This window comes from Pluralibacter gergoviae ATCC 33028 = NBRC 105706 (assembly GCF_001598855.1).
Taxonomy (GTDB): domain Bacteria; phylum Pseudomonadota; class Gammaproteobacteria; order Enterobacterales; family Enterobacteriaceae; genus Pluralibacter; species Pluralibacter gergoviae.
This window is the reverse complement of record NZ_BCZS01000001.1, coordinates 403,065-425,154: the sequence shown is the minus strand read 5'-3', so window position 1 is coordinate 425,154 and position 22,090 is coordinate 403,065. Positions and strand designations below refer to the sequence as shown.

General features: G+C 59.1%; 19 protein-coding genes. 12 read left to right on the top strand and 7 right to left on the bottom strand.

The genetic code is table 11. From position 1 onward, the window contains the following. A complete protein-coding gene (gene dhaL, locus ENGE1_RS01860; RefSeq protein WP_043083025.1) occupies positions 1-633 on the bottom strand; it encodes a dihydroxyacetone kinase subunit DhaL in 633 nt (210 codons plus the stop codon). A gap of 10 nt (positions 634-643) precedes the next feature. Then, positions 644-1,714, bottom strand: coding sequence for a dihydroxyacetone kinase subunit DhaK (gene dhaK / locus ENGE1_RS01855; RefSeq protein WP_048252785.1), 1,071 nt, complete (start codon positions 1,712-1,714; stop codon positions 644-646). Between the two features lie 581 nt (positions 1,715-2,295). On the opposite strand from dhaK, the gene ENGE1_RS01850 reads away from it, so the two are divergent. Both ENGE1_RS01850 and dhaR read left to right on the top strand, forming a co-directional pair. Then, on the top strand, positions 2,296-3,393 hold the full coding sequence (locus ENGE1_RS01850; RefSeq protein ID WP_043083023.1) for a glycerol dehydrogenase: 1,098 nt from the start codon (positions 2,296-2,298) through the stop codon (positions 3,391-3,393). Between the two features lie 82 nt (positions 3,394-3,475). After that, complete coding sequence (gene dhaR, locus ENGE1_RS01845; RefSeq protein ID WP_043083022.1) at positions 3,476-5,395, top strand: dihydroxyacetone kinase operon transcriptional regulator DhaR; 1,920 nt, start codon at positions 3,476-3,478, stop codon at positions 5,393-5,395. On the opposite strand, the gene ENGE1_RS01840 is transcribed toward dhaR, so the two are convergent. From ENGE1_RS01840 to ENGE1_RS01825, 4 genes are read right to left on the bottom strand one after another with little or no spacing between them, the layout of a single operon-like run. Continuing rightward, positions 5,373-5,903 carry a cob(I)yrinic acid a,c-diamide adenosyltransferase gene (locus tag ENGE1_RS01840; protein ID WP_048252784.1) on the bottom strand — a complete coding sequence of 177 codons (531 nt, stop codon included), beginning with the start codon at positions 5,901-5,903 and terminating at the stop codon, positions 5,373-5,375. The genes dhaR and ENGE1_RS01840 overlap by 23 nt on opposite strands. Next, positions 5,904-6,257, bottom strand: coding sequence for a glycerol dehydratase reactivase beta/small subunit family protein (locus ENGE1_RS01835; protein ID WP_043083017.1), 354 nt, complete (start codon positions 6,255-6,257; stop codon positions 5,904-5,906). Positions 6,258-6,274: 17 nt separating this feature from the next. Continuing rightward, positions 6,275-7,438 carry a 1,3-propanediol dehydrogenase gene (dhaT, locus tag ENGE1_RS01830; protein ID WP_048252955.1) on the bottom strand — a complete coding sequence of 388 codons (1,164 nt, stop codon included), beginning with the start codon at positions 7,436-7,438 and terminating at the stop codon, positions 6,275-6,277. 26 nt (positions 7,439-7,464) lie between these two features. Further along, positions 7,465-7,893, bottom strand: a complete 429-nt coding sequence (locus ENGE1_RS01825; protein WP_045287850.1) for a GlcG/HbpS family heme-binding protein — start codon at positions 7,891-7,893, stop codon at positions 7,465-7,467. 395 nt (positions 7,894-8,288) lie between these two features. On the opposite strand from ENGE1_RS01825, the gene ENGE1_RS01820 reads away from it, so the two are divergent. Genes ENGE1_RS01820 through ENGE1_RS01805 form a run of 4 tightly spaced genes read left to right on the top strand, consistent with a single transcriptional unit; the run spans position 8,289 to position 12,816 of the window. Beyond that, entirely contained in the window at positions 8,289-9,956 is a 1,668-nt protein-coding gene (locus ENGE1_RS01820) for a propanediol/glycerol family dehydratase large subunit (protein ID WP_043083015.1), read from the top strand. 24 nt (positions 9,957-9,980) lie between these two features. Then, positions 9,981-10,553, top strand: coding sequence for a propanediol/glycerol family dehydratase medium subunit (locus tag ENGE1_RS01815; protein WP_071883364.1), 573 nt, complete (start codon positions 9,981-9,983; stop codon positions 10,551-10,553). Between the two features lie 2 nt (positions 10,554-10,555). Continuing rightward, positions 10,556-10,993 carry a diol dehydratase small subunit gene (locus tag ENGE1_RS01810; RefSeq protein WP_045287847.1) on the top strand — a complete coding sequence of 146 codons (438 nt, stop codon included), beginning with the start codon at positions 10,556-10,558 and terminating at the stop codon, positions 10,991-10,993. Next, positions 10,993-12,816 (top strand): diol dehydratase reactivase subunit alpha, encoded by a 1,824-nt coding sequence (locus ENGE1_RS01805; RefSeq protein ID WP_064360476.1) that lies wholly within the window; start codon positions 10,993-10,995, stop codon positions 12,814-12,816. The genes ENGE1_RS01810 and ENGE1_RS01805 overlap by 1 nt, the downstream gene beginning before the upstream one ends. Positions 12,817-12,872: 56 nt before the next feature. Here ENGE1_RS01805 and dacD read toward each other — a convergent pair whose 3' ends face one another. After that, positions 12,873-14,039 (bottom strand): serine-type D-Ala-D-Ala carboxypeptidase DacD, encoded by a 1,167-nt coding sequence (dacD, locus tag ENGE1_RS01800; RefSeq protein ID WP_064360475.1) that lies wholly within the window; start codon positions 14,037-14,039, stop codon positions 12,873-12,875. 723 nt (positions 14,040-14,762) lie between these two features. On the opposite strand from dacD, the gene ENGE1_RS01795 reads away from it, so the two are divergent. The 6 genes from ENGE1_RS01795 to sbcB all read left to right on the top strand — a co-directional run bounded on the left by ENGE1_RS01795 (position 14,763) and on the right by sbcB (position 22,085). Then, positions 14,763-15,374, top strand: coding sequence for a hypothetical protein (locus ENGE1_RS01795; RefSeq protein ID WP_064360474.1), 612 nt, complete (start codon positions 14,763-14,765; stop codon positions 15,372-15,374). Between the two features lie 118 nt (positions 15,375-15,492). Next, positions 15,493-16,077 carry a fimbrial protein gene (locus ENGE1_RS01790; protein WP_048252781.1) on the top strand — a complete coding sequence of 195 codons (585 nt, stop codon included), beginning with the start codon at positions 15,493-15,495 and terminating at the stop codon, positions 16,075-16,077. A 47-nt stretch (positions 16,078-16,124) separates the two neighbouring features. Further along, positions 16,125-16,820: a fimbrial biogenesis chaperone gene (locus ENGE1_RS01785; RefSeq protein ID WP_048252780.1), complete on the top strand. Its 696-nt coding sequence runs from the start codon at positions 16,125-16,127 to the stop codon at positions 16,818-16,820. Positions 16,821-16,834: 14 nt separating this feature from the next. Beyond that, on the top strand, positions 16,835-19,342 hold the full coding sequence (locus ENGE1_RS01780) for a fimbria/pilus outer membrane usher protein (protein WP_064360473.1): 2,508 nt from the start codon (positions 16,835-16,837) through the stop codon (positions 19,340-19,342). Then, positions 19,335-20,399 (top strand): fimbrial protein, encoded by a 1,065-nt coding sequence (locus ENGE1_RS01775; RefSeq protein WP_048252778.1) that lies wholly within the window; start codon positions 19,335-19,337, stop codon positions 20,397-20,399. The genes ENGE1_RS01780 and ENGE1_RS01775 overlap by 8 nt, the downstream gene beginning before the upstream one ends. Positions 20,400-20,618: 219 nt before the next feature. Continuing rightward, positions 20,619-22,085 carry an exodeoxyribonuclease I gene (sbcB, locus tag ENGE1_RS01770; RefSeq protein WP_174543322.1) on the top strand — a complete coding sequence of 489 codons (1,467 nt, stop codon included), beginning with the start codon at positions 20,619-20,621 and terminating at the stop codon, positions 22,083-22,085. Positions 22,086-22,090 lie beyond the last annotated feature (5 nt).

Genomic DNA, 22,090 nt, shown 5'->3' with positions numbered 1-22,090 from the left:
TTACTCTTTCGCTGCTGCGGCCAGCATCTGGATCATAAACATCACCGACGTGGCGCCGGGATCCTGATGGCCGATACTGCGTTCGCCGAGATAGCTGGCCCGGCCCTTGCGGGCCTGCAGGGTAATGGTGGCCTGCGCCGCGCGCGCCGCCTCCTCCGCCGCCACATCCAGCGCGGCCTGTACCGTCAGGCCCTGCTCGCTGGACTGGCGCAGAGACGCCACCACCGGCAGCCAGACGTCGCACATGGTTTTATCTCCCGGCTCGGCTTTGCCGCGGCTGACCACGCCGTCTGCGCCTTCGCGCACCATCTGATACAGCTCATCAAGGGTCAGACTCTGGCGGGCCTGAGTTACCGCCGCCGCGCGGATAAAAAAGGTGCCGAACAGCGGGCCGCTGGCGCCGCCGACGTTAGACAGCAGGGTCATACCGGTATTTTTGAGAATAAAACCGATGTCTTTGTCGGCGATGGCCGGCAGTTTTTCCACCACTTTGCTGAAGCCGCGGTGCATGTTCAGGCCGTGATCGGCATCGCCAATCTCCTTGTCCAGCCCGGTCAGGAAGCTGCTCTCGCGGGTGAAGATCTCGCCGCAGCGGTACAGCCAGTTAACAATTTGAGTTCTGGTCAGAGACATAGTCAGCTCCTTATTTTCCCCAGTTCAGCGCCGGGGTATTTACCGGCGCATCCCACAGCGCGAGCGTTTCATCGTCGGCCTTCATCAGCGTGATGGAGAAACCGCTCATATCCAGCGATGTGCAGTAGCTGCCCACCAGGCTGCGGGCAATGTCGATCCCCGCCTCCCGGCAGCGGTCATCAAGCCGGTTGTAGACGCCGTACAGTTCAGACAGCGGCGTAGCGCCGAGATTATTGACCATAGCGATCACCCGGTCGCCGCGCTGCAGGCCGCGTTTCTCCTGCTTAAGTTCCTGCCAGCTGCCCTGGACGCAGTCCCAGTGCCGCAGGGTGCGGGTATAGGGGCCGTTTTCCAGCAGCGTGTCGAACATCTCGTCGACGGTCTGGTTAAGGGAGGTGAAGCGGCGGCGGTCAATGCCCGGCTCGCCGTGGATACCGACGCCAAACTCCATCTCATCATCGGCAAGGACAAAAGAGGGCGTACCGGCGGCGGGTACGGTGCAGGCCCCCAGCGCAATGCCGATGGAGTGGCCGAGATTATTGAGCCGGCGTCCAAGTTCAGCGCACGCCTGCAGGGAGTCGCCGCGCTCGGCGGCGGCGCCCACCAGTTTTTCAATCAGTACGGTGCTGGCCACCCCGCGACGTCCGGCGGTGTAGAGGCTGTCCTTCACCGCCACGTCGTCGTCAACCACCACCGTGGCCACCTTCACGCCGCCGTCGTGCAGCAGCTCGGCTGCGGTTTCGAAATTGAGGATATCGCCGGTGTAGTTTTTGACGATCAGCAGCACGCCCTCGCCGCCGTCAATGCGCGTGGCGCACTCGAACATTTTGTCCGGCGTCGGCGAGGTAAAAATTTCACCCGGGCAGGCGCCGGAGAGCATCCCCTGGCCGATAAAGCCGCAGTGCATCGGCTCGTGCCCGCTGCCGCCGCCGGAGAGCAGCGCCACTTTTCCGGCCACCGGCGCATCGGCGCGGGTCATGTAAACAGGATCTTCATGGAGCGTCAGGCCGGGGTGCGCTTTCGCCAGCCCCTGCAGCTGTTCGTTAAGGACGTCTTCAACACGGTTAATCAGTTTTTTCATTATGTTCATCTCCGCTGGAGAAGGGGCGATCCGGCCCTGCTTGGGCCGGTATCTGTAGGGTTGTCGCCGACGCGCTTGCGTCCCGGCGATGAAATGATTTTCGCTAAGCGGGGAAGAAAAAAAATGCTGTTAAATTACGTTCCATTAAGGAACATAAATTATTAATATTGTTCCTTAGTGAAACCTTTTTGCGCGGATTAAGAGAAAAATGCGACCGGGAGCAGTCTTTTTAGACCCGGGTCGGCGGCCGGGTGAGAAACCGACGGCAAAAAACCGCGCGCTCCGCGACACGACAGCTCAACTTTTAAACACCCTAAGCGCCTGAATATGCACTGCGCCGGGTGCGCATAAAGTGATCCGAAAGCGGACAGGGGTCTCAATCCTGACATTTATTGTGGTTTTTAGTTCCAATATGGAACGCCATAAACAAAGAAAGGTTTCATTAAAGAACATTTCACGGAAAAGTTTTTCTGCTCGCCGCTCGCCATAAAGTAAGGGCATCGCTCCGGCGACGCTGAATGTGAAAGCGCCCTGTGCCAGAGCCCATCATGCGTAATGCAACTTATTTGAGGATGAACGGAATGCTAAACGTTATTCAATCTCCAGCCAAATATATTCAGGGTCCCGACGCGTCGATGCTGTTCGGGGAGTACGCCAAAAATCTGGCTGACAGCTTCTTTGTTATCGCCGATGATTTTGTGATGAAGCTGGCCGGTGACAAGGTGTTAGGCGGGCTGAAAAGCCATAACGTTCGCTGCCACGCCGAGCGCTTTAACGGCGAGTGCAGCCACGCAGAGATCAACCGCCTGAGCGCCATCCTGCAGAAAGAGGGCTGCAAGGGCGTGATCGGTATCGGCGGCGGCAAAACCCTCGATACCGCCAAGGCCATCGGCTATTACCAGAAACTGCCGGTGGTGGTCATCCCCACCATCGCCTCAACCGATGCGCCCACCAGCGCCCTGTCGGTCATCTATACTGAAAGCGGCGAGTTTGAAGAGTACCTGATCTATCCGAAAAACCCCGATATGGTGGTAATGGATACCGCGATCATTGCCAAAGCGCCGGTGCGCCTGCTGGTTGCCGGGATGGGCGATGCGCTCTCCACCTGGTTTGAAGCCAAGGCCTGCTTTGATGCCCGCGCCACCAGCATGGCGGGAGGACAGTCTACCGCCGCCGCGCTGAGCCTGGCGCGCCTGTGCTACGACACGCTGCTGCGCGAAGGCGAAAAGGCGCTGCTGGCGGCGCAGGCCGGGGTGGTGAGCGATGCGCTGGAACGTATTGTCGAGGCTAATACCTACCTCAGCGGTATCGGTTTTGAGAGCAGCGGCCTGGCCGGGGCGCACGCCATTCACAACGGCTTTACGATCCTCGAAGAGTGCCACCACCTCTATCACGGCGAGAAAGTGGCCTTCGGTACCCTGGCGCAGCTGGCGCTGCAGAACAGCCCGATGGAAGAGATCGAGACCGTTCTCGCCTTCTGCAAAAACGTCGGCCTGCCGATCACCCTGGCGCAAATGGGCGTGAAAGAGGATATTGAGGCGAAGATCCGCGAGGTGGCGAAAGCGACCTGCGCCGAAGGCGAAACCATTCACAATATGCCTTTCCCGGTCACGGCGGACAGCGTGTATGCCGCTATTATGGTCGCCGATCGGCTGGGCCAGCGCTGGCTGGCGCGCTGATTCAGCATTCTGAGTGAGTAAAGCGTAAATTTCCCCTCCGACAGCCGCTGCCGGAGGGGTTTTCAATTATTATGAAGCGGAAATGAATATGACGCAGAATCCGGGGAATGAAATTTCGCTCGCCGTCGCCCAGTCCTGGCATCGCTGCAGCAAGTTTATGCCGCGGGAGAGATGGAGCACGCCCCACCAGGCGCAGGGCCTGACGTTTGAGTCTATCTGCCGACGTAAAACCACCCTGTTGACCATCGGCCAGGCGGCGCTGGAAGACGCGTTTGAGTTTATGTCCGATCGCGCCTGCGCGCTGTTTATTCTCGATGAGTCGGCCTGCATTCTGAGCCGCTGCGGCGCGGCGCAGACGCTCGCCCAGCTCGACGCGCTGGGCTTTCGCGACGGCAGCTACTGCGCCGAAAGCATTATCGGCACCTGCGCGCTGTCGCTTGCGGCGATGCAGGGTCAGCCCATCCGCACCCGGGGAGAGGAGCACTTCAAAGAGGCGCTGTTTCCCTGGACCTTCTGCTCGACGCCGGTGTTTGATAACCACGGCCGGCTGTTCGGCTCTATTGCCCTCGCCGTCCTCAACGACGACCACGCCGGGTCCGATCTCTCCCTGACCCTCGCGGTCGCGCGGGAAGTCGGCAATTCGCTGCTGACCGACAGCCTGCTGGCCGAATCTAACCGCCATCTCAGCCAGGTTTACGGCCTGATGGAGAGCATGGACGCGGGAATGATGGCGTGGAACGAGCAGGGACAGCTGCAGTTTCTCAACGTGCAGGCCGCCACCCTGCTTCATCTCGATGCCCAGGCAAGCCTCGGCAGGAGCCTGACCGAGCTGGTCACCCTGCCCCCACTGCTGCGCCGGGCCATCAAGCAGGGCCGCGCGCTCAATCACGCCGAAGTCACCTTTGAGAGCCAGCATCAGTTCGTGGATACGGTGATTACCCTCAAGCCCATCGCCGAAGCGCAGGGCTACAGCTTTATCATGCTGCTGCACCCGGTGGCGCAGATGCGCCAGCTGATGACCAGCCAGCTCGGCAAGGTCAGCCACACCTTCGAGCAGATGCCCGTCGACGATCCGGAAACCCGCAGGCTGATCCACTTTGGCCGCCAGGCGGCGCGCGGCAGCTTCCCGACGCTGCTCAGCGGCGAGGAGGGCGTGGGCAAAGAGCTGCTCAGCCAGGCGATACACAATGAAAGCGAGCGGGCCGAAGGGCCCTATATTGCGATTAACTGCCAGATGTACACCGACAGTCTGGCCGGGCAGGACTTCAGCGCCCCGGCGGATGAGGAGCACGGCCGCCTCAGCCGCCTTGAGCTGGCGAGCGGCGGCACGCTGTTTCTGGAAAAAATTGAGTATCTGGCGCCGGAGCTGCAGTCGGTGCTGCTTCAGGTTATCAAGCAGGGCGTGCTCACCCGGCTGGACGCCCGGCGGCTGATCCCGGTGGATGTGAAAATCATCGCCACCAGCACCGTCGACCTGGCGAACCTGGTGGAGCAGAACCGCTTCAGCCGCCAGCTCTACTATGCCCTGCACTCGTTTGAGATAGCCATTCCGCCCCTGCGGGCTCGCCGCAGCAGCATTCCCTCCCTGGTTCAGCACCGCCTGCGGGCCCTGGAGAAGCGCTTCTCCACCCAGCTGAAGGTGGACGACGACGTGCTGACCCAGCTGATGGCCTACTCCTGGCCGGGGAACGACTTTGAGCTGAACAGCGCGATCGATAATATCGCCATCAGCAGCGACAACGGCCACATCCGGCTGAATAATCTGCCGGAGTACCTCTTCTCAGAGCGGCCCGGCAGCGACGAGGGCGCCTCTTCCCTGCTGCCCGCCAGCCTGACCTTCACCGCCATTGAGAAAGAGGCCATTATTCACGCGGCCCGCGTGACCAGCGGGCGCGTGCAGGAGATGTCCCGCCTGCTGAGCATCGGGCGCACCACCCTGTGGCGTAAGATGAAGCAGTATAATATCGACGCCAGCCAGTTTAAGCGTCCGGCGTCGAAGTAGTCTCCTCAACGCGGGCCATCGAGAAGAGCGCGTCCGACAGGCGGTTCGCGTAGCGCCGCAGGTGGTCGCGCAGGGGCCGGGTCCGGGCCATGGCGGTCAGGATCCGCTCCAGCCGGCGGGCCAGCGTGCGCGCCACGTGAAGCTGGGCGGAGACGAGATTTTTGCCCGGGATGACAAATGCCTTCAGCGGTCCGCTGAGGGCCATGTTGCGATCGATAAGCTGCTCCAGGGCTTCAATATCCTCGTCGCCGAGAGTCTGAGTGAGCCTGGCCAGGCCCTTTTCATCGCTGGCAAGCTCGGCCCCGAGCACGAACAGCGTTTTCTGCATGGCGTGCAGACAGTCGCGCAGCGCCACGTCTGCCGCGCTGGCGTAGCACACTCCGAGCTGGGAAATGAGCTCGTCAACCGTGCCGTACGCCTCGACGCAGATATCGTCTTTATCAATGCGGCTGCCGCCAAACAGCCCGGTGGTTCCCTTGTCCCCGGTGCGGGTATAGATGCGGTACATTCAGGTTACCTCGCTGAAGGGTAAAACTTTGACCAGCTGTCCGGCGTTAACGCCGAGCGCGCGCAGCCGCGCGGCGCCCTCACGGGCGCTGCACGTCATGAGCGGCCTGGTGGCCGGCAGCTGGGCGTGGGTCAGGGCAATCTCGCCGCTGGCGCTGAGGCCAAGCCCCACGCGCAGCGCGGAGCCTTTGGCGGCGAGATGGCTGAGAGTGCGGGCGTCGCCGCCCGCCTCTACGCACGTCGTCAGGCAGGGAACGCCCTGCTCTTCCAGCCCCCAGCACAGCTCGTTAATGGCCCGGGAGTCCTGCCATTGCGGGTCGTAGTAGAGATGTACGCCCGGTGGTGAAAGTGACATCGTGTCCCCTGCCGCTATCAGAATGCCTGACGGAAGATCTCAACGATCTCTTTCGCATTACCCTTACGCGGATTGGAGAAGGCGTTACCGTCCTTCAGCGCCATGTCCGCCATGTACGGGAAGTCCTCCTCTTTAACGCCGAGATCGCGCAGGTGCTGCGGGATACCGATATCGGCAGAGAGGCGCGCGATGGCGCTGATGGCCCGCTCGGCGGCATCCATGACGGAGAGACCTTGAACGTTTTCACCCATAAATTCGGCGATGTCGGCAAATTTTTCCGGGTTAGCGATCAGGTTGTAGCGCGCCACGTGCGGGAGCAGCACCGCGTTGGCCACGCCGTGCGGCATGTCGTACAGGCCGCCCAGCTGGTGCGCCATGGCGTGAACGTAGCCGAGGTTCGCGTTGTTGAAGGCCATGCCAGCCAGCAGAGAGGCGCAGGCCATATTCTCGCGGGCCTTCAGATTGGTACCCAGGGCAACGGCCTGGCGCAGGTTGCGGGCAATCAGGCGGATCGCCTGGATAGCGGATGCGTCGGTGACCGGGTTGGCATCTTTGGAGATATAGGCTTCCACCGCGTGGGTCAGCGCGTCCATACCGGTAGCAGCGGTGAGCGGGGCGGGTTTGCCGACCATCAGCAGCGGATCGTTAATCGATACCGACGGCAGGTTGCGCCAGCTGACGATAACGAACTTCACTTTGGTTTTGGTGTTGGTCAGCACGCAGTGGCGGGTGACTTCGCTGGCGGTGCCGGCGGTGGTATTGACCGCGATAATCGGCGGCAGCGGATTGGTCAGGGTTTCGATCCCGGCGTAGCTGTAGAGATCGCCCTCGTGGGTGGCGGCAATGCCGATCCCTTTACCGCAGTCGTGCGGGCTGCCGCCGCCGACGGTCACGATGGTGTCGCACTGCTCTTTGCGGAAAATAGCCAGGCCGTCGAGGACGTTGGTGTCTTTCGGGTTCGGCTCAACGCCGTCATAGATAGCCACCTCGATACCGGCCTCGCGCAGGTATTTCAGGGTCTGGTCTACCGCGCCGTCCGGAATTGAACGCAGACCTTTATCGGTCACCAGCAGCACTTTTTTGCCGCCCAGCAGTTTGCAGCGTTCGCCCACCACGGAAATAGCATTTGGGCCAAAGAAATTCACATTTGGCACCAGATAATCATACATACGATAACTCATCATTTACCTTCCTGAATTAATTTCGATTACAATTGAGAAAATTTTTCCAGCGCCACGTTAGCGAGCAGCATATCCTGCTCAACGGTGCCGCCGCTGACGCCAACGGCGCCGATCACCTGATTATTCAGGACAACCGGATAACCGCCGCCGAAAATAACAATTCGCTGCTGATTGGTTAACTGCAGACCATAAAGTGATTTACCTGGCTGTACGTCCTGGGTTAATTGATGAGTTCCTGTTTTTAAACAGCAGGCGGTCCAGGCCTTATTCAGCGCGATATCGCAGCTGGTGGTAAAAGCCTCGTCCATGCGCTGCAGCAGCAGCGTATTGCCTCCGCAGTCCACCACCGCCACGACGACGGGAACATTGATTTCTTTCGCTTTTTCCTGCACCGCATCGGCCATAGCCCTGGCGGCAGCGAGGGTAATTGTCTGGATCTGTTGACTTTTAAGCATACGTACTCCAACGCCACACGTGATTGTTAAATTCAATAATTAAATTAAACGCGCTCAGGTCATTATTTAAAAATACAGTAACCGACCGCTAACATCTCTATTTACGTTTGTTTTATATTGTCATCACGAGATATTAAGTCAATCACTGAAAAGTCTTCAAAATCATCATCAGAAGAGCCATAACGCGTAAACTTTGATGTTCATCGTAACCCGCATCACACTTTAATCAATTTTGTTCTATAACGTTTCAATCTGGAATCAAATAAATTCCCGAGCGTCTCAAAACGGAACAAAATTAATTTTATTTTATTTAAAACGCACTCATTTAAAGTTCGCCTTAAATTGCAGCCAAGCAGTAAATGCATCCCATTTCTTATTTATTGAGTCAATACGTCATGAAAAGATCGAAACGATTCGAAGTTCTGGCCCGGCGCCCGGTAAACCAGGACGGGCTGATCGGCGAATGGCCGGAAGAGGGCCTGATCGCCATGGAGAGCCCACACGATCCCCGCTCTTCCGTAAAGGTCGAGAATGGACAGATCGTCGAGCTGGACGGTAAACCCCGCGCGCAGTTCGATATGATTGACCGCTTCATCGCCGACTATGCGATCAACGTCGCCGAAACGGAGCGGGCCATGCGGCTGGACGCGCTAGAGATAGCCCGTATGCTGGTGGACATTCACGTCAGCCGTGAAGAGATCGTTGCCGTCACCACCGCCATTACCCCGGCCAAAGCGGTGGAGGTGATGAGCAAAATGAACGTGGTGGAGATGATGATGGCCCTGCAGAAGATGCGCGCCAGGAAGACGCCCTCCAACCAGTGCCACGTCACCAACCTGAAGGACAACCCGGTGCAGATTGCCGCCGACGCCGCCGAAGCAGGCATTCGCGGCTTCTCCGAGCAGGAGACCACCGTCGGCATCGCCCGCTACGCGCCGTTTAACGCCCTGGGGCTGCTGATCGGCTCCCAGAGCGGCCGTCCGGGCGTGCTGACCCAGTGCTCCGTCGAAGAGGCCACCGAACTGGAGCTGGGGATGCGCGGGCTGACCAGCTACGCCGAGACCGTCTCCGTCTACGGCACCGAAGCGGTATTTACCGACGGGGACGACACGCCCTGGTCGAAGGCGTTCCTCGCCTCCGCCTACGCCTCGCGCGGGCTGAAGATGCGCTACACCTCCGGCACCGGCTCGGAGGCGCTGATGGGCTACTCCGAAGGGAAATCGATGCTCTACCTCGAATCCCGCTGCATCTTTATTACCAAAGGCGCGGGCGTTCAGGGCCTGCAGAACGGCGCCGTCAGCTGCATCGGCATGACCGGCGCGGTGCCGTCCGGCATCCGCGCGGTGCTGGCGGAAAACCTGATCGCCTCGATGCTCGATCTGGAATGCGCCTCCGCCAACGACCAGACGTTCTCCCACTCCGACATCCGCCGCACCGCCCGCACGCTGATGCAGATGCTGCCGGGCACCGACTTTATCTTCTCCGGCTACAGCGCGGTGCCGAACTACGACAATATGTTTGCCGGCTCCAACTTCGACGCCGAGGACTTTGACGACTACAACATCCTGCAGCGCGATCTGATGGTGGACGGCGGCCTGCGCCCGGTGACCGAAGAGGAGACCATCGCCATCCGCAACAAGGCGGCGCGCGCCGTACAGGCGGTGTTCCGCGAACTGGGCCTGCCGACGGTCACCGATGAAGAGGTCGAGGCCGCCACCTACGCCCACGGCAGCAAAGATATGCCGTCGCGCAACGTGGTCGAAGATTTGAGCGCCGTTGAAGAGATGATGAAGCGCAACATCACCGGTCTGGACATCGTCAGGGCCCTGAGCCGCAGCGGCTTCGATGACGTGGCCGGAAATATCCTCAACATGCTGCGCCAGCGCGTAACCGGCGACTACCTGCAAACCTCGGCCATTCTCGACAGGCAGTTCGAAGTGGTCAGCGCCGTCAACGATATCAACGACTACCAGGGGCCGGGCACCGGCTACCGCGTGTCGCCCGAGCGCTGGGCGGAAATCAAAAACATCGCGGGCGTGATCCAGCCCGACTCCATTGAATAAGGCGGGACGCTTGTGGAACAGACAATGAAGCAGAAACCCACGTTTACCCTCCGCGTAACGGAGGCCGGCGCGGCGGGCGTCGGCGAGCGCGTCGATGAAGTGGTTATCGGCGTCGGCCCGGCGTTTGATAAATTTCAGCACAAAACGCTGATCGACATGCCGCACAAAGCGATCCTTAAAGAGCTTATCGCCGGCGTGGAAGAGGAAGGCCTGCACGCCCGGGTAGTGCGGATCCTGCGCACCTCCGACGTCTCCTTTATGGCCTGGGACGCCGCCAACCTCAGCGGCTCCGGCATCGGGATCGGCATTCAGTCGAAAGGCACCACCGTGATCCACCAGCGCGACCTGCTGCCGCTGAGCAACCTGGAGCTGTTTTCCCAGGCGCCGCTGCTGACCCTCGAGACCTACCGGCAGATCGGCAAAAACGCCGCGCGCTACGCCCGCAAAGAGTCGCCGTCGCCGGTGCCGGTGGTCAACGATCAGATGGTGCGGCCGAAATTTATGGCCAAAGCCGCCCTGTTCCATATTAAAGAGACCAGGCACGTAGTACCGGACGCGGAGCCGGTCACCCTGGACATTGAATTAGTGAAGGAGTGACCATGAGCGATAAAACCATGACCGCGCGGGACTACCCGCTGGCCAGCCGCTGCCCGGAGAAGATCCTGACCCCTACCGGCAGGCCGCTCACCGACATTACGCTGGAAAACGTACTCTCCGGTGCGGTCGGCCCCCAGGACGTGCGCATCTCGCGCCAGACCCTGGAGTACCAGGCGCAGATTGCCGAAGAGATGCACCGCGATGCGGTGGCGCGCAACTTTCGCCGCGCGGGGGAGCTGATTGCGATTCCGGATGCGCGCATCCTCGAAATCTACAACGCCCTGCGCCCCTACCGCTCCTCGAAGGCGGAGCTGCTGGCCATCGCCGATGAGCTGGAGCACACCTGGAACGCCGAAGTGAATGCCGCGTTCGTGCGCGAGGCGGCCGAGGTGTACCAGCAGCGCAGCAAGCTGCGTAAAGAGAGCAAGGCGGAGTCATAATGCCGTTAATTGCAGGTATTGATATCGGCAACGCCACCACCGAGGTGGCGCTGGCGCAGACCGGCGGGCGGGAAACGCAGTTTATCGCCAGCGGCATTGTGGCCACCACCGGGATGAAGGGCACCGGCGAGAACATCGCCGGGATCGTCGCCTCGCTGGAGAAGGCCCTGAGCGGCACGCCGTGGACGCTGGGCGATCTTGATAAGATCTGCATTAATGAAGCGGCCCCGGTCATTGGCGACGTGGCGATGGAGACCATCACCGAAACCATCATCACCGAATCGACGATGATCGGCCACAACCCGCAGACGCCCGGCGGCGCGGGGATCGGCGTCGGGAAAACCATCGCCCTGGCCGCTCTGGCGGCCGTCCCGGAGGCGCAGTTTGCCGACGGCTGGATCCCGCTTATCGGCGACGAGTACGACTTTCTGGAGGCGGTCTGGCTGCTGAACGAGGCGCTCGATCGCGGCGTCAACGTCGTCGCTGCCATCCTGAAAAAGGACGACGGCGTGCTGGTCAATAACCGGCTGCGCAAAGTGCTGCCGGTGGTGGACGAGGTGACGCTGCTGGAGCAGGTGCCGGAAGGCGTGCTGGCGGCAGTGGAAGTCGCCGCTACCGGCCAGGTGGTGCGCGTGCTCTCCAATCCCTACGGGATCGCCACCTTCTTCGGGCTGACGCCGGAAGAGACCCAGGCCATCGTGCCCATCGCCCGGGCGCTGATCGGCAACCGCTCGGCGGTGGTGCTCAAAACGCCCCAGGGCGACGTGAAGTCAAGGACCATACCCGCCGGGAAAATCCTCATCAGCGGCGAGCGCCGCAGCGCCGAGGCCGACGTCGCCCGCGGCGCGGACGGCATTATGCAGGCGATGGCGGGCTGCGCCCCGGTGCAGGATATTCGCGGCGAAGCGGGCACCCACGCCGGCGGGATGCTGGAGCGGGTGCGCAGCGTGATGGCGACCCTCAGCGGACACGCGATGAGCGATATCCGTATTCAGGATCTGCTGGCGGTGGATACCTTTATTCCGCGCAAAGTCCAGGGCGGCATCGCCGGGGAGTTCTCGATGGAGAACGCGGTCGGCATTGCCGCGATGGTGAAATCCGACAGGCTGCAGATGCAGGCCATTGCCAGCGCCCTGAGCGAGCGTCTGCATACCGAGGTGGTGGTCGGCGGCGTGGAGGCCAATATGGCCGTTGCCGGGGCGCTGACTACGCCGGGCTGCGCGGCGCCGCTGGCGATTCTCGATCTGGGGGCCGGCTCCACCGATGCCGCCATCATCAGCGCCGAAGGCAGCGTCAAATCGGTGCACCTGGCCGGGGCGGGCAATATGGTCAGCCTGCTGATCAAAACCGAGCTGGGGTTAAGCGAACTGCACCTCGCCGAAGAGCTGAAAAAGTATCCGCTGGCGAAGGTGGAGAGTCTGTTCAGCATCCGCCACGAGAACGGCGCGGTGGAGTTCTTCCGCGAGCCGCTGAGCCCGTCGGTGTTTGCCAAAGTGGTCTACATCAAGGACGGGGAGCTGATCCCGTTGGATAACCAGACCTCGCTGGAGAAAATCCGCACCGTGCGCCGCCAGGCCAAAGAGAAGGTGTTCGTCACCAACTGCCTGCGCGCCCTGCGCCAGGTCTCGCCGGGCGGTTCGATCCGCGATATTGCCTTCGTGGTGCTGGTGGGCGGCTCATCGCTGGACTTTGAGGTGCCGCAGCTTATCACCGACGCGCTGTCGCACTACGGCGTGGTCGCCGGCCAGGGCAATATTCGCGGCACGCAGGGGCCGCGCAACGCGGTGGCAACCGGGCTGGTGCTGGCCTGCGCGGACGCCTGAAGACAGAAGGTAAAAGGCAGAAGGAAAAAACGCTCCCGTAACGGGAGCGTTTGTCGTTACAGGACGTGGTGCAGCCAGTCGCCGAAGCGGGAGAACATACCGCCCTTCTCCACGCTTTCGAGGGCCACCAGCGGCCAGCGGGCCACTATCTTATCCCGATCGTAAAGCTCTATCTCCCCGACCCGCTGGTTAACGGCGAGCGGGGCATCCAGCTCTTTTTTGTCCAGCACATACTTCGCCTTGATGTTCTGCACTTCCGCCTTCGGCAGCGCCAGCCAGAAGTCCTGGTTGGTGCCGAGACTCACTTTCTCTTTATTGCCGTACCAGATGCGCTCGCTGCCGACCTGCTTGCCGTCGTGGAGGATCTGCACGGTATCGAAGTTCTGCTGGCCCCAGGCGAGCAGCTTGCGGGCCTGCTCCTCGCGCCCTTTCGGGCTGTCGGCGCCCATAACCACCGCGATCAGGCGGCGCTCGCCGTCGACGGCGGAGGCGATAAGGTTAAAGCCCGCCCCGGAAGTGTGGCCGGTTTTCAGGCCGTCGACGTTCATGGTTTTATCCCACAGCAGGCCGTTACGGTTGTTCTGAGTGATACCGTTCCACGTCAGGCTCTTTTCGCTGTACATGTGGTAAAAGTCCGGCTCGCCGTGAATAATCGCCCGTGAGAGCACCGCCAGATCGTAGGCCGAACTGTGCTGCCCCGGCGCATCGAGGCCGTGCACGGTTTCAAAGTGGGTATCCTTCAGCCCCAGCTTGTCAACATAGCTGTTCATCAGCTTAACGAACTGCGGCTGGCCGCCGGCCACGTAGTCCGCCAGCGCGACGCAGGCGTCGTTGCCGGAATCGACGATAAGCCCCCGGCTGAGATCGCGCACGGTCAGGCGGTCGCCGGGCTTGAGAAACATCAGCGACGAGCCGTTAAACACCGGATTGCCCTTCGCCCAGGCGTCCTTGCCGACGGTCACCATGTCGTCGGGCTTGATGCGGTGGCTGTCGATGGCGCGGTCGACCACGTAGCCGGTCATCAGTTTGGTGAGGCTGGCGGGATTGCGCTGCTGGTGCTCATTGCCCGCAGTGAGGATTTGGCCGGTGGTATAGTCCATAAGCACCCAGGAGCCCGCCTGGATAGCCGGCGGCTGTACCTGAGGGGATAAAGTGTCTGCGGCAAACGCGCAGGAGATGCCCGAAGCGAGCAAAGTTACGGCAATAAAAAAGCGGCCTTTCAACAGAGGATCCTCAACGTTCATGAATTCGCAGTACTTTTTACGGGAGTTACGCTTTTCTGACAGCGTTAAATTGCAAGAATTTATGACATGTTTTGCTTAATGTGCGGTTGCCGCACCTCCTCACGGAGCGAATGCGCGCGGCCGACCCGCCTTTGCGCCAGCCCGTACCGCAGATCTCTATTACCCGCTGCTGCCCCTGGCTTATAAAAAAATGCCACACTGTTGTGACGCTGAAACCCGATCTCCGTTGCGGCTAAAATATATCGTCAGGCTACGGACATAACGGCTTTCGCCGCAAAATAAATCACAAATAATGCTATTACGGAAGCCGCTCAAGTTGCTTTGGCTGGATATCTGAACAGCCAAAGCCTTACTTAAGTTAAATTTTTAAGCTTACTGACTTTTCAGCGCTGAATTTCTTTGACTTTTTGTGCGCTTTTATCTCAAATTTTTCCCGCTCTCATCAACAGATACTCCGAATACCTGATGTGATATTCCTGGATTTAATCATAGAAACTCTCTTTTGCTTTCTGATGGGGGTTATGGCGCGGCTACAGAAGGTTTTGTTCCCGGTGTTAATCATTTTTTGTTATTTTTCGGAGTATTTGTAAAACTCCATCAGCATCAAAAAAAATGATGATATTGTCATGGCGAAAAATGTCTGCGTAAAATACATCCCGCTGGTAACACAGGGCCGTTACTACCGGGGGGGAAAGGATAATAATGCATCATTCACAGCTTGATAAATTATGCTGCATCAGTTGTCACTTAAACTGTGAAATTCTGCCGGTAGCCTCTATCCGAACCAGTCAGTGCCTGGAGAGGCAATATTGCATCTGGCCAGGAGGTAATAATTTTTTTCAGGAGGGCATTTATTCCATCCTGACGGAGAAGACAAAGTGTCATCTTGGCCGCGGATTTATTTTTATCGACTTCGCCTACTATAACTTATTATTGTTAAGTAAACGCGACTGGCTCACCTATCTGATCCAGTCAAGGCTGCCGCTTATCCTGGTTGCTGATAAGCGAATGGCGCCCCTGGCAACTTACTGGCAAAGGCAGTTTGATGAAATACTCGCGGTGATTTACAGCGATAACGATCGCCGGATTATCAACAATAAAATCAGCAAAGCAATCTGTGGGTTGACCACGAGGGAAACCTGCCGCAAGCAGCTTACTGAATTTGAAGTCGCCGTTTTACAATATTTGATGAGCGGATGCAGCATCAAAGATATTTGCCAGAAGCTGGCGACCAACCGCAACTCAATTTATAACGTCAGACGTTCACTGAAAAATAAAATGGGTGACACCATTAATAATTTAATAACCTATTAATCTGCCATTATTATGCCATCTGACTAACTGGCGACACCACTAATAACACTCACGTTCAACCCGACCAAGTTAACGCCTGTCTGGCCGTTGGCTTATTCTTGCCATAAATGGAGCTATCATGTTTAAAAAAATACATCTTGTCACCGCCTTATTTCCTCTGGCGTTATCCGGCGCGGCAGCGGCGCAGGATAATGCTGCCGGGGGCAGTATTAACTTCAGCGGCGCGATTACTGACACCACCTGCACCATCAACGGCGGCAAAAGCGCCGACTTTACCGTCGCCCTCAACCCTATTTCCGTTACCGATGCGGGAACCACGGTCGGGCCGATCACGAAAAATAAAAAATCATTTTCGCTGACTTTTTCCGGCTGCTCCCCGGCGGCAAAAGAGACCGGAACCTCGCTGAAAATTTATTTCTCGTCAGCCAATAATATTTCCACCGACGGTAAATATCTGCTGAACACCACCGTCAATGAAAGCGATGCCAGCGTCGCGCGGAACGTCGGTTTTTCACTGGCAAAGCCCGGCTCATCAACGCCCATTTTGCTTAATCAGGTTTTTGACACCGGCCTGAAGGGCAGCAGCAAGGCGCCTGATGCTGAAACCCTGAACCTGGACGTTTACTACTACAAAACCAATGCCGAAGCCGCCAAAGTCGGCGATCTGAGCTCCAATGTAACCTATACCATCGCCTATTTATAATGAGATAAGCCAGACCCGGTGCGGGTCTGGCTTAACCGGGAACAATAATGAGAATATTGCTCACCATAATGCTGATGATCTCCTTTTATCAGCCGGCATTCGCGAATGTGGTGGTTAATGGCACCCGCATTATTTATCATGCCGCCAGTAGGGAAACCACGGTTCAGCTGTTTAATAACGGCACCTCGCCTGCGTTAGTCCAGGCCTGGATTGACGACGGAGATATTAATTCCACGCCCGAAACCGCCCGCGTTCCTTTTTTACTGACGCCGCCGGTGGTCAAAATTGCCGGCGGCAGCGGACAGCAGCTGCTGATTAAGAAGCTGCCCTCCACGCTGCCCGCAGACAGAGAGTCCGTTTTTTTTCTGAATGTACTTGATATCCCGCCGGTGCCAGAAAACCTGGCGGGCAAAAATACCGTGCAGCTGGCGGTGCGCTCGCGCATAAAATTATTCTATCGCCCTCAGGCGCTTGCCGGACGGTCGGATAAAGCCATCACCCGGGTTCAGATAAAAAGCGCCGGCAATGGCTTCAGCATCAGTAACCCGAGCCCCTACTTTATTACCCTTGCGAATATCCGCGACGGTAAACAAAAAAATCTGCTGCGCGACGCCATTATGCTGAGCCCGTTCGCCACTCAGCAGGTCGCCTCTGCGACGGCGGCGCTGCCGGGCAAATCTTATTACCTGCTATATGTGGACGATTTAGGCGCCTATAAGACGCAGGCTGTTACCAGCCAATAATGAGAAAGGATGTCATGAAACCACAGGGTCACCAAATAGTGCTGCTGGCGATCTGTTCATGCCTCATAGGGGAGAAATGTATGGCGGTCACTTTTGATACCTCTTTGCTGGCAGGAAAGTCAGCTGAATCCGATCTGTCGCGGTTTAATCCCGATCTCGATATGCCAGCCGGTCAGCAGGAGATGGATATTTACGTTAATGATGAGTGGAAAGGCCGCTATTCTTTACGATTCGGCACCGCGAAAGAGGATATTCACCTCGGGCGCAGCGATGCGGCCCTGCTGGGGATCCGCCTGCCGGAAACCGGTGCGGCGGGCGGCGATACGTTTACGCTGCGGGCGCTGGTTCAGGGCGGGCGCTATGAGATTGATGCCAGCACGCTCAGCGTCAGAATGAGCGTCCCCCAGGCGCACGTCATTCACTCCGAAGCGGGATATGTCGCGCCGCAATTTTGGGACAGCGGCGTCTCCGCCCTGCAGCTTTCCTACAACACAACGTATTATCAAACCCGGCAAAAAAGCGGCACCCACGATACCGACGACGACCTCTATACCGGGCTTGAATCGGGCGTGAATCTGTTCGGCTGGCAGCTGCGCGACAGCAGTTCATTCCGTAAACACTCCGGGCAGAAGGCAGAGTGGCAAAACAACACCCGCTATTTTCGCCGCCCCCTCGCCGCAATCCGGTCGAACCTGACGATCGGCGATATGTACTCCCCCGGCGAGCTGTTCGACTCTTTGCGCATACGCGCAGTCGCGCTCGCCTCCGATATGAATATGCGGCCTAATTCGCAGCAGGGTTTTTCGCCGATCGTGCACGGCGTCGCCGATTCTAACTCTCTGGTCAAGGTGCTGCAGAACGGCAACGTTATCTACCAGGAGAACGTCCCGCCGGGCAAGTTTACCCTCGACAGCATTCAGCCTACCGGTTCGGCCGGCGATCTGCTGGTGATTATCACCGGCGCAGACGGCAAAGCGCGCTCCTTCACCGTCCCCTTTTCTGCGGTTCCGAATATGCTGAAACAGGGCGTGAGTAAATATAGCCTGCTTGCCGGCCAGGTCCGCGAGACCGGCACCGGCTATCAGCCCCATTTTCTGCAGGGGACGCTGACCTACGGCGTTAATAATTTATTGACGGGATATGCCGGAACGCTCCTCAGCGAGGACTATCGCGCCTGGCTTCTGGGAAGCGGATGGAATTTTCCGGTCGGCGCCGTTTCGCTTGACGTTACCCAGGCGCAGACGCGTTTGCAAAATCATAACGCCTCCGGGCAGAGTCTGCGCGTCGCCTACAGCAAATTCATCGACGCGACCGCCACCAACTTCACCCTCGCGGCCTACCGCTACTCGACCCGGGGATATTACAGTTTCAGCGATGCTATCTACTCGCACGATAGCGCTTCGCGCTATCGGCGCTACCAGCAGGCGTTCAGGTCGGACGGCGACGGCGAGCTGCCTGCGCTGGATCTCAATACCTGGGACTCGCTCCGCTCGGCCAGGCCGAAAAACACCTTCACGCTGAATCTTAATCAGCGGCTGGACGATAGCCGGGGCACGCTGTTTATCTCCGGCACTCAGCGCGATTACTGGACGAAATCGCAGACCAGCCGCGAGTTCCAGATCGGGTATTCAAACGCTTTTCGCCAGATCAACTACTCGCTGACGGCCAGCCGGACGCACAGCCGCAGCAGCAATAGCGACACGCGTTTCTATCTGTCGCTCAGCATACCGCTGAAAATATTCGACCACAGCGCCTGGCTTACCGCCGGCATCTCTGCCAATGACGCGCGTTATCAGCAGGCAAACATGACCCTCAGCGGCAACGCCATGGACGCTAACCGTCTGAGCTACTCGTTCTCTGGCTCAAACCAGCGCCAGGGACAAAATATGGCCAGCGCCAGCGTATCCTATCGCGCCAATGCCTCCACCCTCGGAGGATCGTGGAGCGAGTCCCGCGATTACCGCCAGGGCGGCCTCAGCGCGCGCGGGAGCCTGGTCGCTATCCCCTGGCACGTACTGGCAGCGAACGAAATGGGCACCACCCTGACAATTGTCGAAGCGCCAAAAGCCAAAGGGCTGATGGTCAATGGCGACAGCAGTATCGTTACCAATAGCGACGGGCTGGCGCTGGTCCCCTATGCCACGCCTTACCGTAAAAACACGATCACGCTCGCCAATTCCGACAACGCCTCCGGGGCCGAGGTTATCGGTAACGTCGCCAACAGCGTGCCATTTGATGGCGCCATCAGCGTGGTGCATTTTGAAACCGATAGCCGCCAGTCCTGGGTCATGCGCGCAACCCTGCCGGACCGCTCCGGGCTGCCGTTTGGCGCGGAGGTTCAGGATGAAGCGGGCCATTCTCTGGGCTATGTCGGCCAGGCGGGAACCCTTTTCATCAAGGCCGATCGGCCGCCGGAACGTCTGATTGTTCGTCTTCGCGATGGTGAATGCCTCATCGCGCATCCATCGCTGACGCTGGATAGCCAGGCAAACATTTGCCGCTGGAGAAAAAGCCATGAATAACCGCTTCGCCCTCTTCCTGATACTGGCCCTCTTCAGTGGCTATTGCCACGCCACCTGCCACGGTAACAGCGTCAGCTATGCGCCGCCGATTACTCTCGATCTATCCGATAAGCTCACGCCGGCGACGCCAGAATGGACCACGTCGCTCAGCACCCAGTACAGCGGCTCTTTCAGCTGTACGACCGACAGCAGCAAGTTTGGCTATACCAAAATTCTCAACACCGACGATAGCTACGAGACCATTCTTGGGTTTAATAACGGCAGCTATAACATCCGGGCGGAGATCACGAACGACATCCCGAACGTCACGCTTAAGGGCTACAGCCATAGCGCCTCAGAGCTTAATACGCCCATGACCATTCGCTTTACGCTGGTGAACAAAAGCGGCACGGCGGTGGCGGGTGATACCGCCAATCTTGCAGATGTGCTCTTCGTCACGGACCTGAGCGGGATGTCGTTTCTGGAGATTATCGGCTGGCCGTTAAAGCAACTGCTCAAGATCCTTCAGTGGCTGTTTAGCGGCTTCAACTGGCCGTATGATGTGCGGGATATGTTCGGCCAGCCGATGAACATCCGCTACGCGCCGAAGCTGACCACCTGTGCCTTCACCAATCCGGGCATGTCCGTCGTGCTGCCGACGCTGGGACTCAATCAGGTTCTCGGGCAGCAGCAGCCGGGCTATACGCCTTTTACGCTCAACTTACGCTGCGACAACCGGCAGAGCAACGCCACGGCCAATCGGGCGATTGAAGTCTTCTTATCCAGTAACACGCTGCTATCCGGCGATGCGACCGTGTTGACCGACGCTTCGCCGCAGGCAGCTAAAGGCCTGGGGCTGCGGCTGGTGACGCGTGACAACCCGCAAAAGCCGGTCACCTTGTCATCGTCGGGAACCGTCAGGGGCAACGCAACGGCCCTTTTTAGCGTCGCTGCCGGCGCGCCGCTGGCGGCGAGTTTTTCCATCCCGATGGGCGTTTACTACTACACCTGGGATCCCCATGCGCTAACTCAGGGAACGATCAACACCACGGCGACGCTGAATATTATTTATCCCTGAGCCCGGCCGCCCTCTTTTTTCGCCGGGGCAGCGGTCGCAACCGGCCATTTCAGATGCCCGCGAATATGGTTTACCATAGGAGGTCGCAGCCTGAGTTGACGCTCGCGCTGTTCCCTACCCGGCGACGGCGGACGCGCGTCCGCTCCCGGTGCCGACTTCGGCAAATACAGATACCGGCGGCGCGGCCGCGGTAAAGCGAAACGGCGGCAGAGAGTATAAATGCCGACAGATAAAAAAAGCGGACATGTACATCAGGTGAAAAACAGCAGCGATACCCCAAAGAGCACATTCCTCTTCCACGACTACGAAACTTTCGGCACCAGCCCCCAGCTCGACAGGCCGGCGCAGTTCGCGGCCATCCGCACCGACGGCGACTTCAACCTTATCGGCGAGCCGGAGGTATTTTACTGCCGGCCGGCGGATGACTATCTGCCCCAGCCTGAAGCCGTGCTGATCACCGGGATCACTCCGCAGGAGGCCCGCGCCAAGGGCGATAACGAGGCCGCGTTTGCCCGCCGCATTCACGATCTGTTTACGGTGTCGGAAACCTGCGTGGTGGGCTATAACAACGTCCGCTTCGACGATGAGGTGACCCGCAACATTCTCTATCGCAATTTTTACGATCCCTACGGCTGGAGCTGGCAGAACCGCAACTCGCGCTGGGATCTGCTCGACGTGATGCGCGCCTGCTACGCCCTGCGCCCGGACGGCATCAACTGGCCGGAGAACGACGACGGGCTGCCGAGCTTTCGCCTGGAGCACCTGACGAAAGCCAACGGCATTGAGCACAGCAACGCCCACGATGCGATGGCCGACGTGTACGCCACCATCGCCATGGCAAAACTGGTGAAAGAGAAGCAGCCGCGGCTGTTTGACTATCTCTATACGTACCGCGGCAAAAACAAGCTGGCGACGCTGATTGACGTCGCGCAGATGGCGCCGCTGGTGCACGTCTCCGGCATGTTCGGCGCCGCGCGCGGCAACACCAGCTGGATTGCCCCCCTGGCGTGGCATCCGGATAACCGCAACGCGGTAATTACGGTCGATCTTGCGGGTGATATGGCGCCGCTGCTGGAGCTGGATGCCGATGCCCTGCGCGAGCGGCTGTATACGCCAAAAGCGGATCTGGGCGAACTGGCGGCGGTGCCGGTGAAGCTGGTACACCTCAACAAGTGCCCGGTGCTGGCGAAAGCCAATACCCTGCGCCCGGAGGACGCCGAGCGGCTGGGCGTCGACCGCCAGCGCTGCCTCGATAATCTGAAGCTGCTGCGCGATAACCCGCAGGTGCGCGATAAGGCGCTGGCAATTTTCGCCGAGGCGGAGCCGTTTGTGCCGTCGGAGAACGTCGACGCCCAGCTCTATAACGGCTTTTTCAGCGATGCCGACCGGGCGGCGATGAAGATCCTGCTGGAGACCGAGCCGCGCAACCTGCCGGCGCTGGATTTAACCTTTGCCGATAAGCGCATCGAGAAGCTGCTGTTTAACTACCGCGCCCGCAACTTTCCGGGCACGCTGGATGAAGCCGAGCAGGCGCGCTGGCTGCAGCACCGCCGCAATGTGTTTACCCCGGAGTTTCTCGAGGCCTACGCCCGCGAGCTGGAGACGCTCTACGGCCAGTATGAGAATGACGCGGAAAAGCTGAAGCTGCTGAAGGCGCTGTGGCAATATGCGCAGGAGATAGTGTAAGGCGG

Bases quoted from the DNA above. Each gene is read 5' to 3' on its own strand.
- sbcB (WP_174543322.1), top strand. From the start codon at position 20,619: ATGCCGACAGATAAAAAAAGCGGACATGTACATCAGGTGAAAAACAGC.
- ENGE1_RS01810 (WP_045287847.1), top strand. From the start codon at position 10,556: ATGAGCGATAAAACCATGACCGCGCGGGACTACCCGCTGGCCAGCCGC.
- ENGE1_RS01820 (WP_043083015.1), top strand. From the start codon at position 8,289: ATGAAAAGATCGAAACGATTCGAAGTTCTGGCCCGGCGCCCGGTAAAC.
- ENGE1_RS01790 (WP_048252781.1), top strand. From the start codon at position 15,493: ATGTTTAAAAAAATACATCTTGTCACCGCCTTATTTCCTCTGGCGTTA.
- ENGE1_RS01835 (WP_043083017.1), bottom strand. From the start codon at position 6,257: ATGTCACTTTCACCACCGGGCGTACATCTCTACTACGACCCGCAATGG.
- dhaL (WP_043083025.1), bottom strand. From the start codon at position 633: ATGTCTCTGACCAGAACTCAAATTGTTAACTGGCTGTACCGCTGCGGC.
- ENGE1_RS01815 (WP_071883364.1), top strand. From the start codon at position 9,981: ATGAAGCAGAAACCCACGTTTACCCTCCGCGTAACGGAGGCCGGCGCG.
- ENGE1_RS01825 (WP_045287850.1), bottom strand. From the start codon at position 7,893: ATGCTTAAAAGTCAACAGATCCAGACAATTACCCTCGCTGCCGCCAGG.
- ENGE1_RS01780 (WP_064360473.1), top strand. From the start codon at position 16,835: ATGAAACCACAGGGTCACCAAATAGTGCTGCTGGCGATCTGTTCATGC.
- ENGE1_RS01840 (WP_048252784.1), bottom strand. From the start codon at position 5,903: ATGTACCGCATCTATACCCGCACCGGGGACAAGGGAACCACCGGGCTG.
- dhaT (WP_048252955.1), bottom strand. From the start codon at position 7,438: ATGAGTTATCGTATGTATGATTATCTGGTGCCAAATGTGAATTTCTTT.
- dhaK (WP_048252785.1), bottom strand. From the start codon at position 1,714: ATGAAAAAACTGATTAACCGTGTTGAAGACGTCCTTAACGAACAGCTG.
- dhaR (WP_043083022.1), top strand. From the start codon at position 3,476: ATGAATATGACGCAGAATCCGGGGAATGAAATTTCGCTCGCCGTCGCC.
- ENGE1_RS01795 (WP_064360474.1), top strand. From the start codon at position 14,763: ATGCATCATTCACAGCTTGATAAATTATGCTGCATCAGTTGTCACTTA.
- ENGE1_RS01785 (WP_048252780.1), top strand. From the start codon at position 16,125: ATGAGAATATTGCTCACCATAATGCTGATGATCTCCTTTTATCAGCCG.
- ENGE1_RS01775 (WP_048252778.1), top strand. From the start codon at position 19,335: ATGAATAACCGCTTCGCCCTCTTCCTGATACTGGCCCTCTTCAGTGGC.
- ENGE1_RS01850 (WP_043083023.1), top strand. From the start codon at position 2,296: ATGCTAAACGTTATTCAATCTCCAGCCAAATATATTCAGGGTCCCGAC.
- ENGE1_RS01805 (WP_064360476.1), top strand. From the start codon at position 10,993: ATGCCGTTAATTGCAGGTATTGATATCGGCAACGCCACCACCGAGGTG.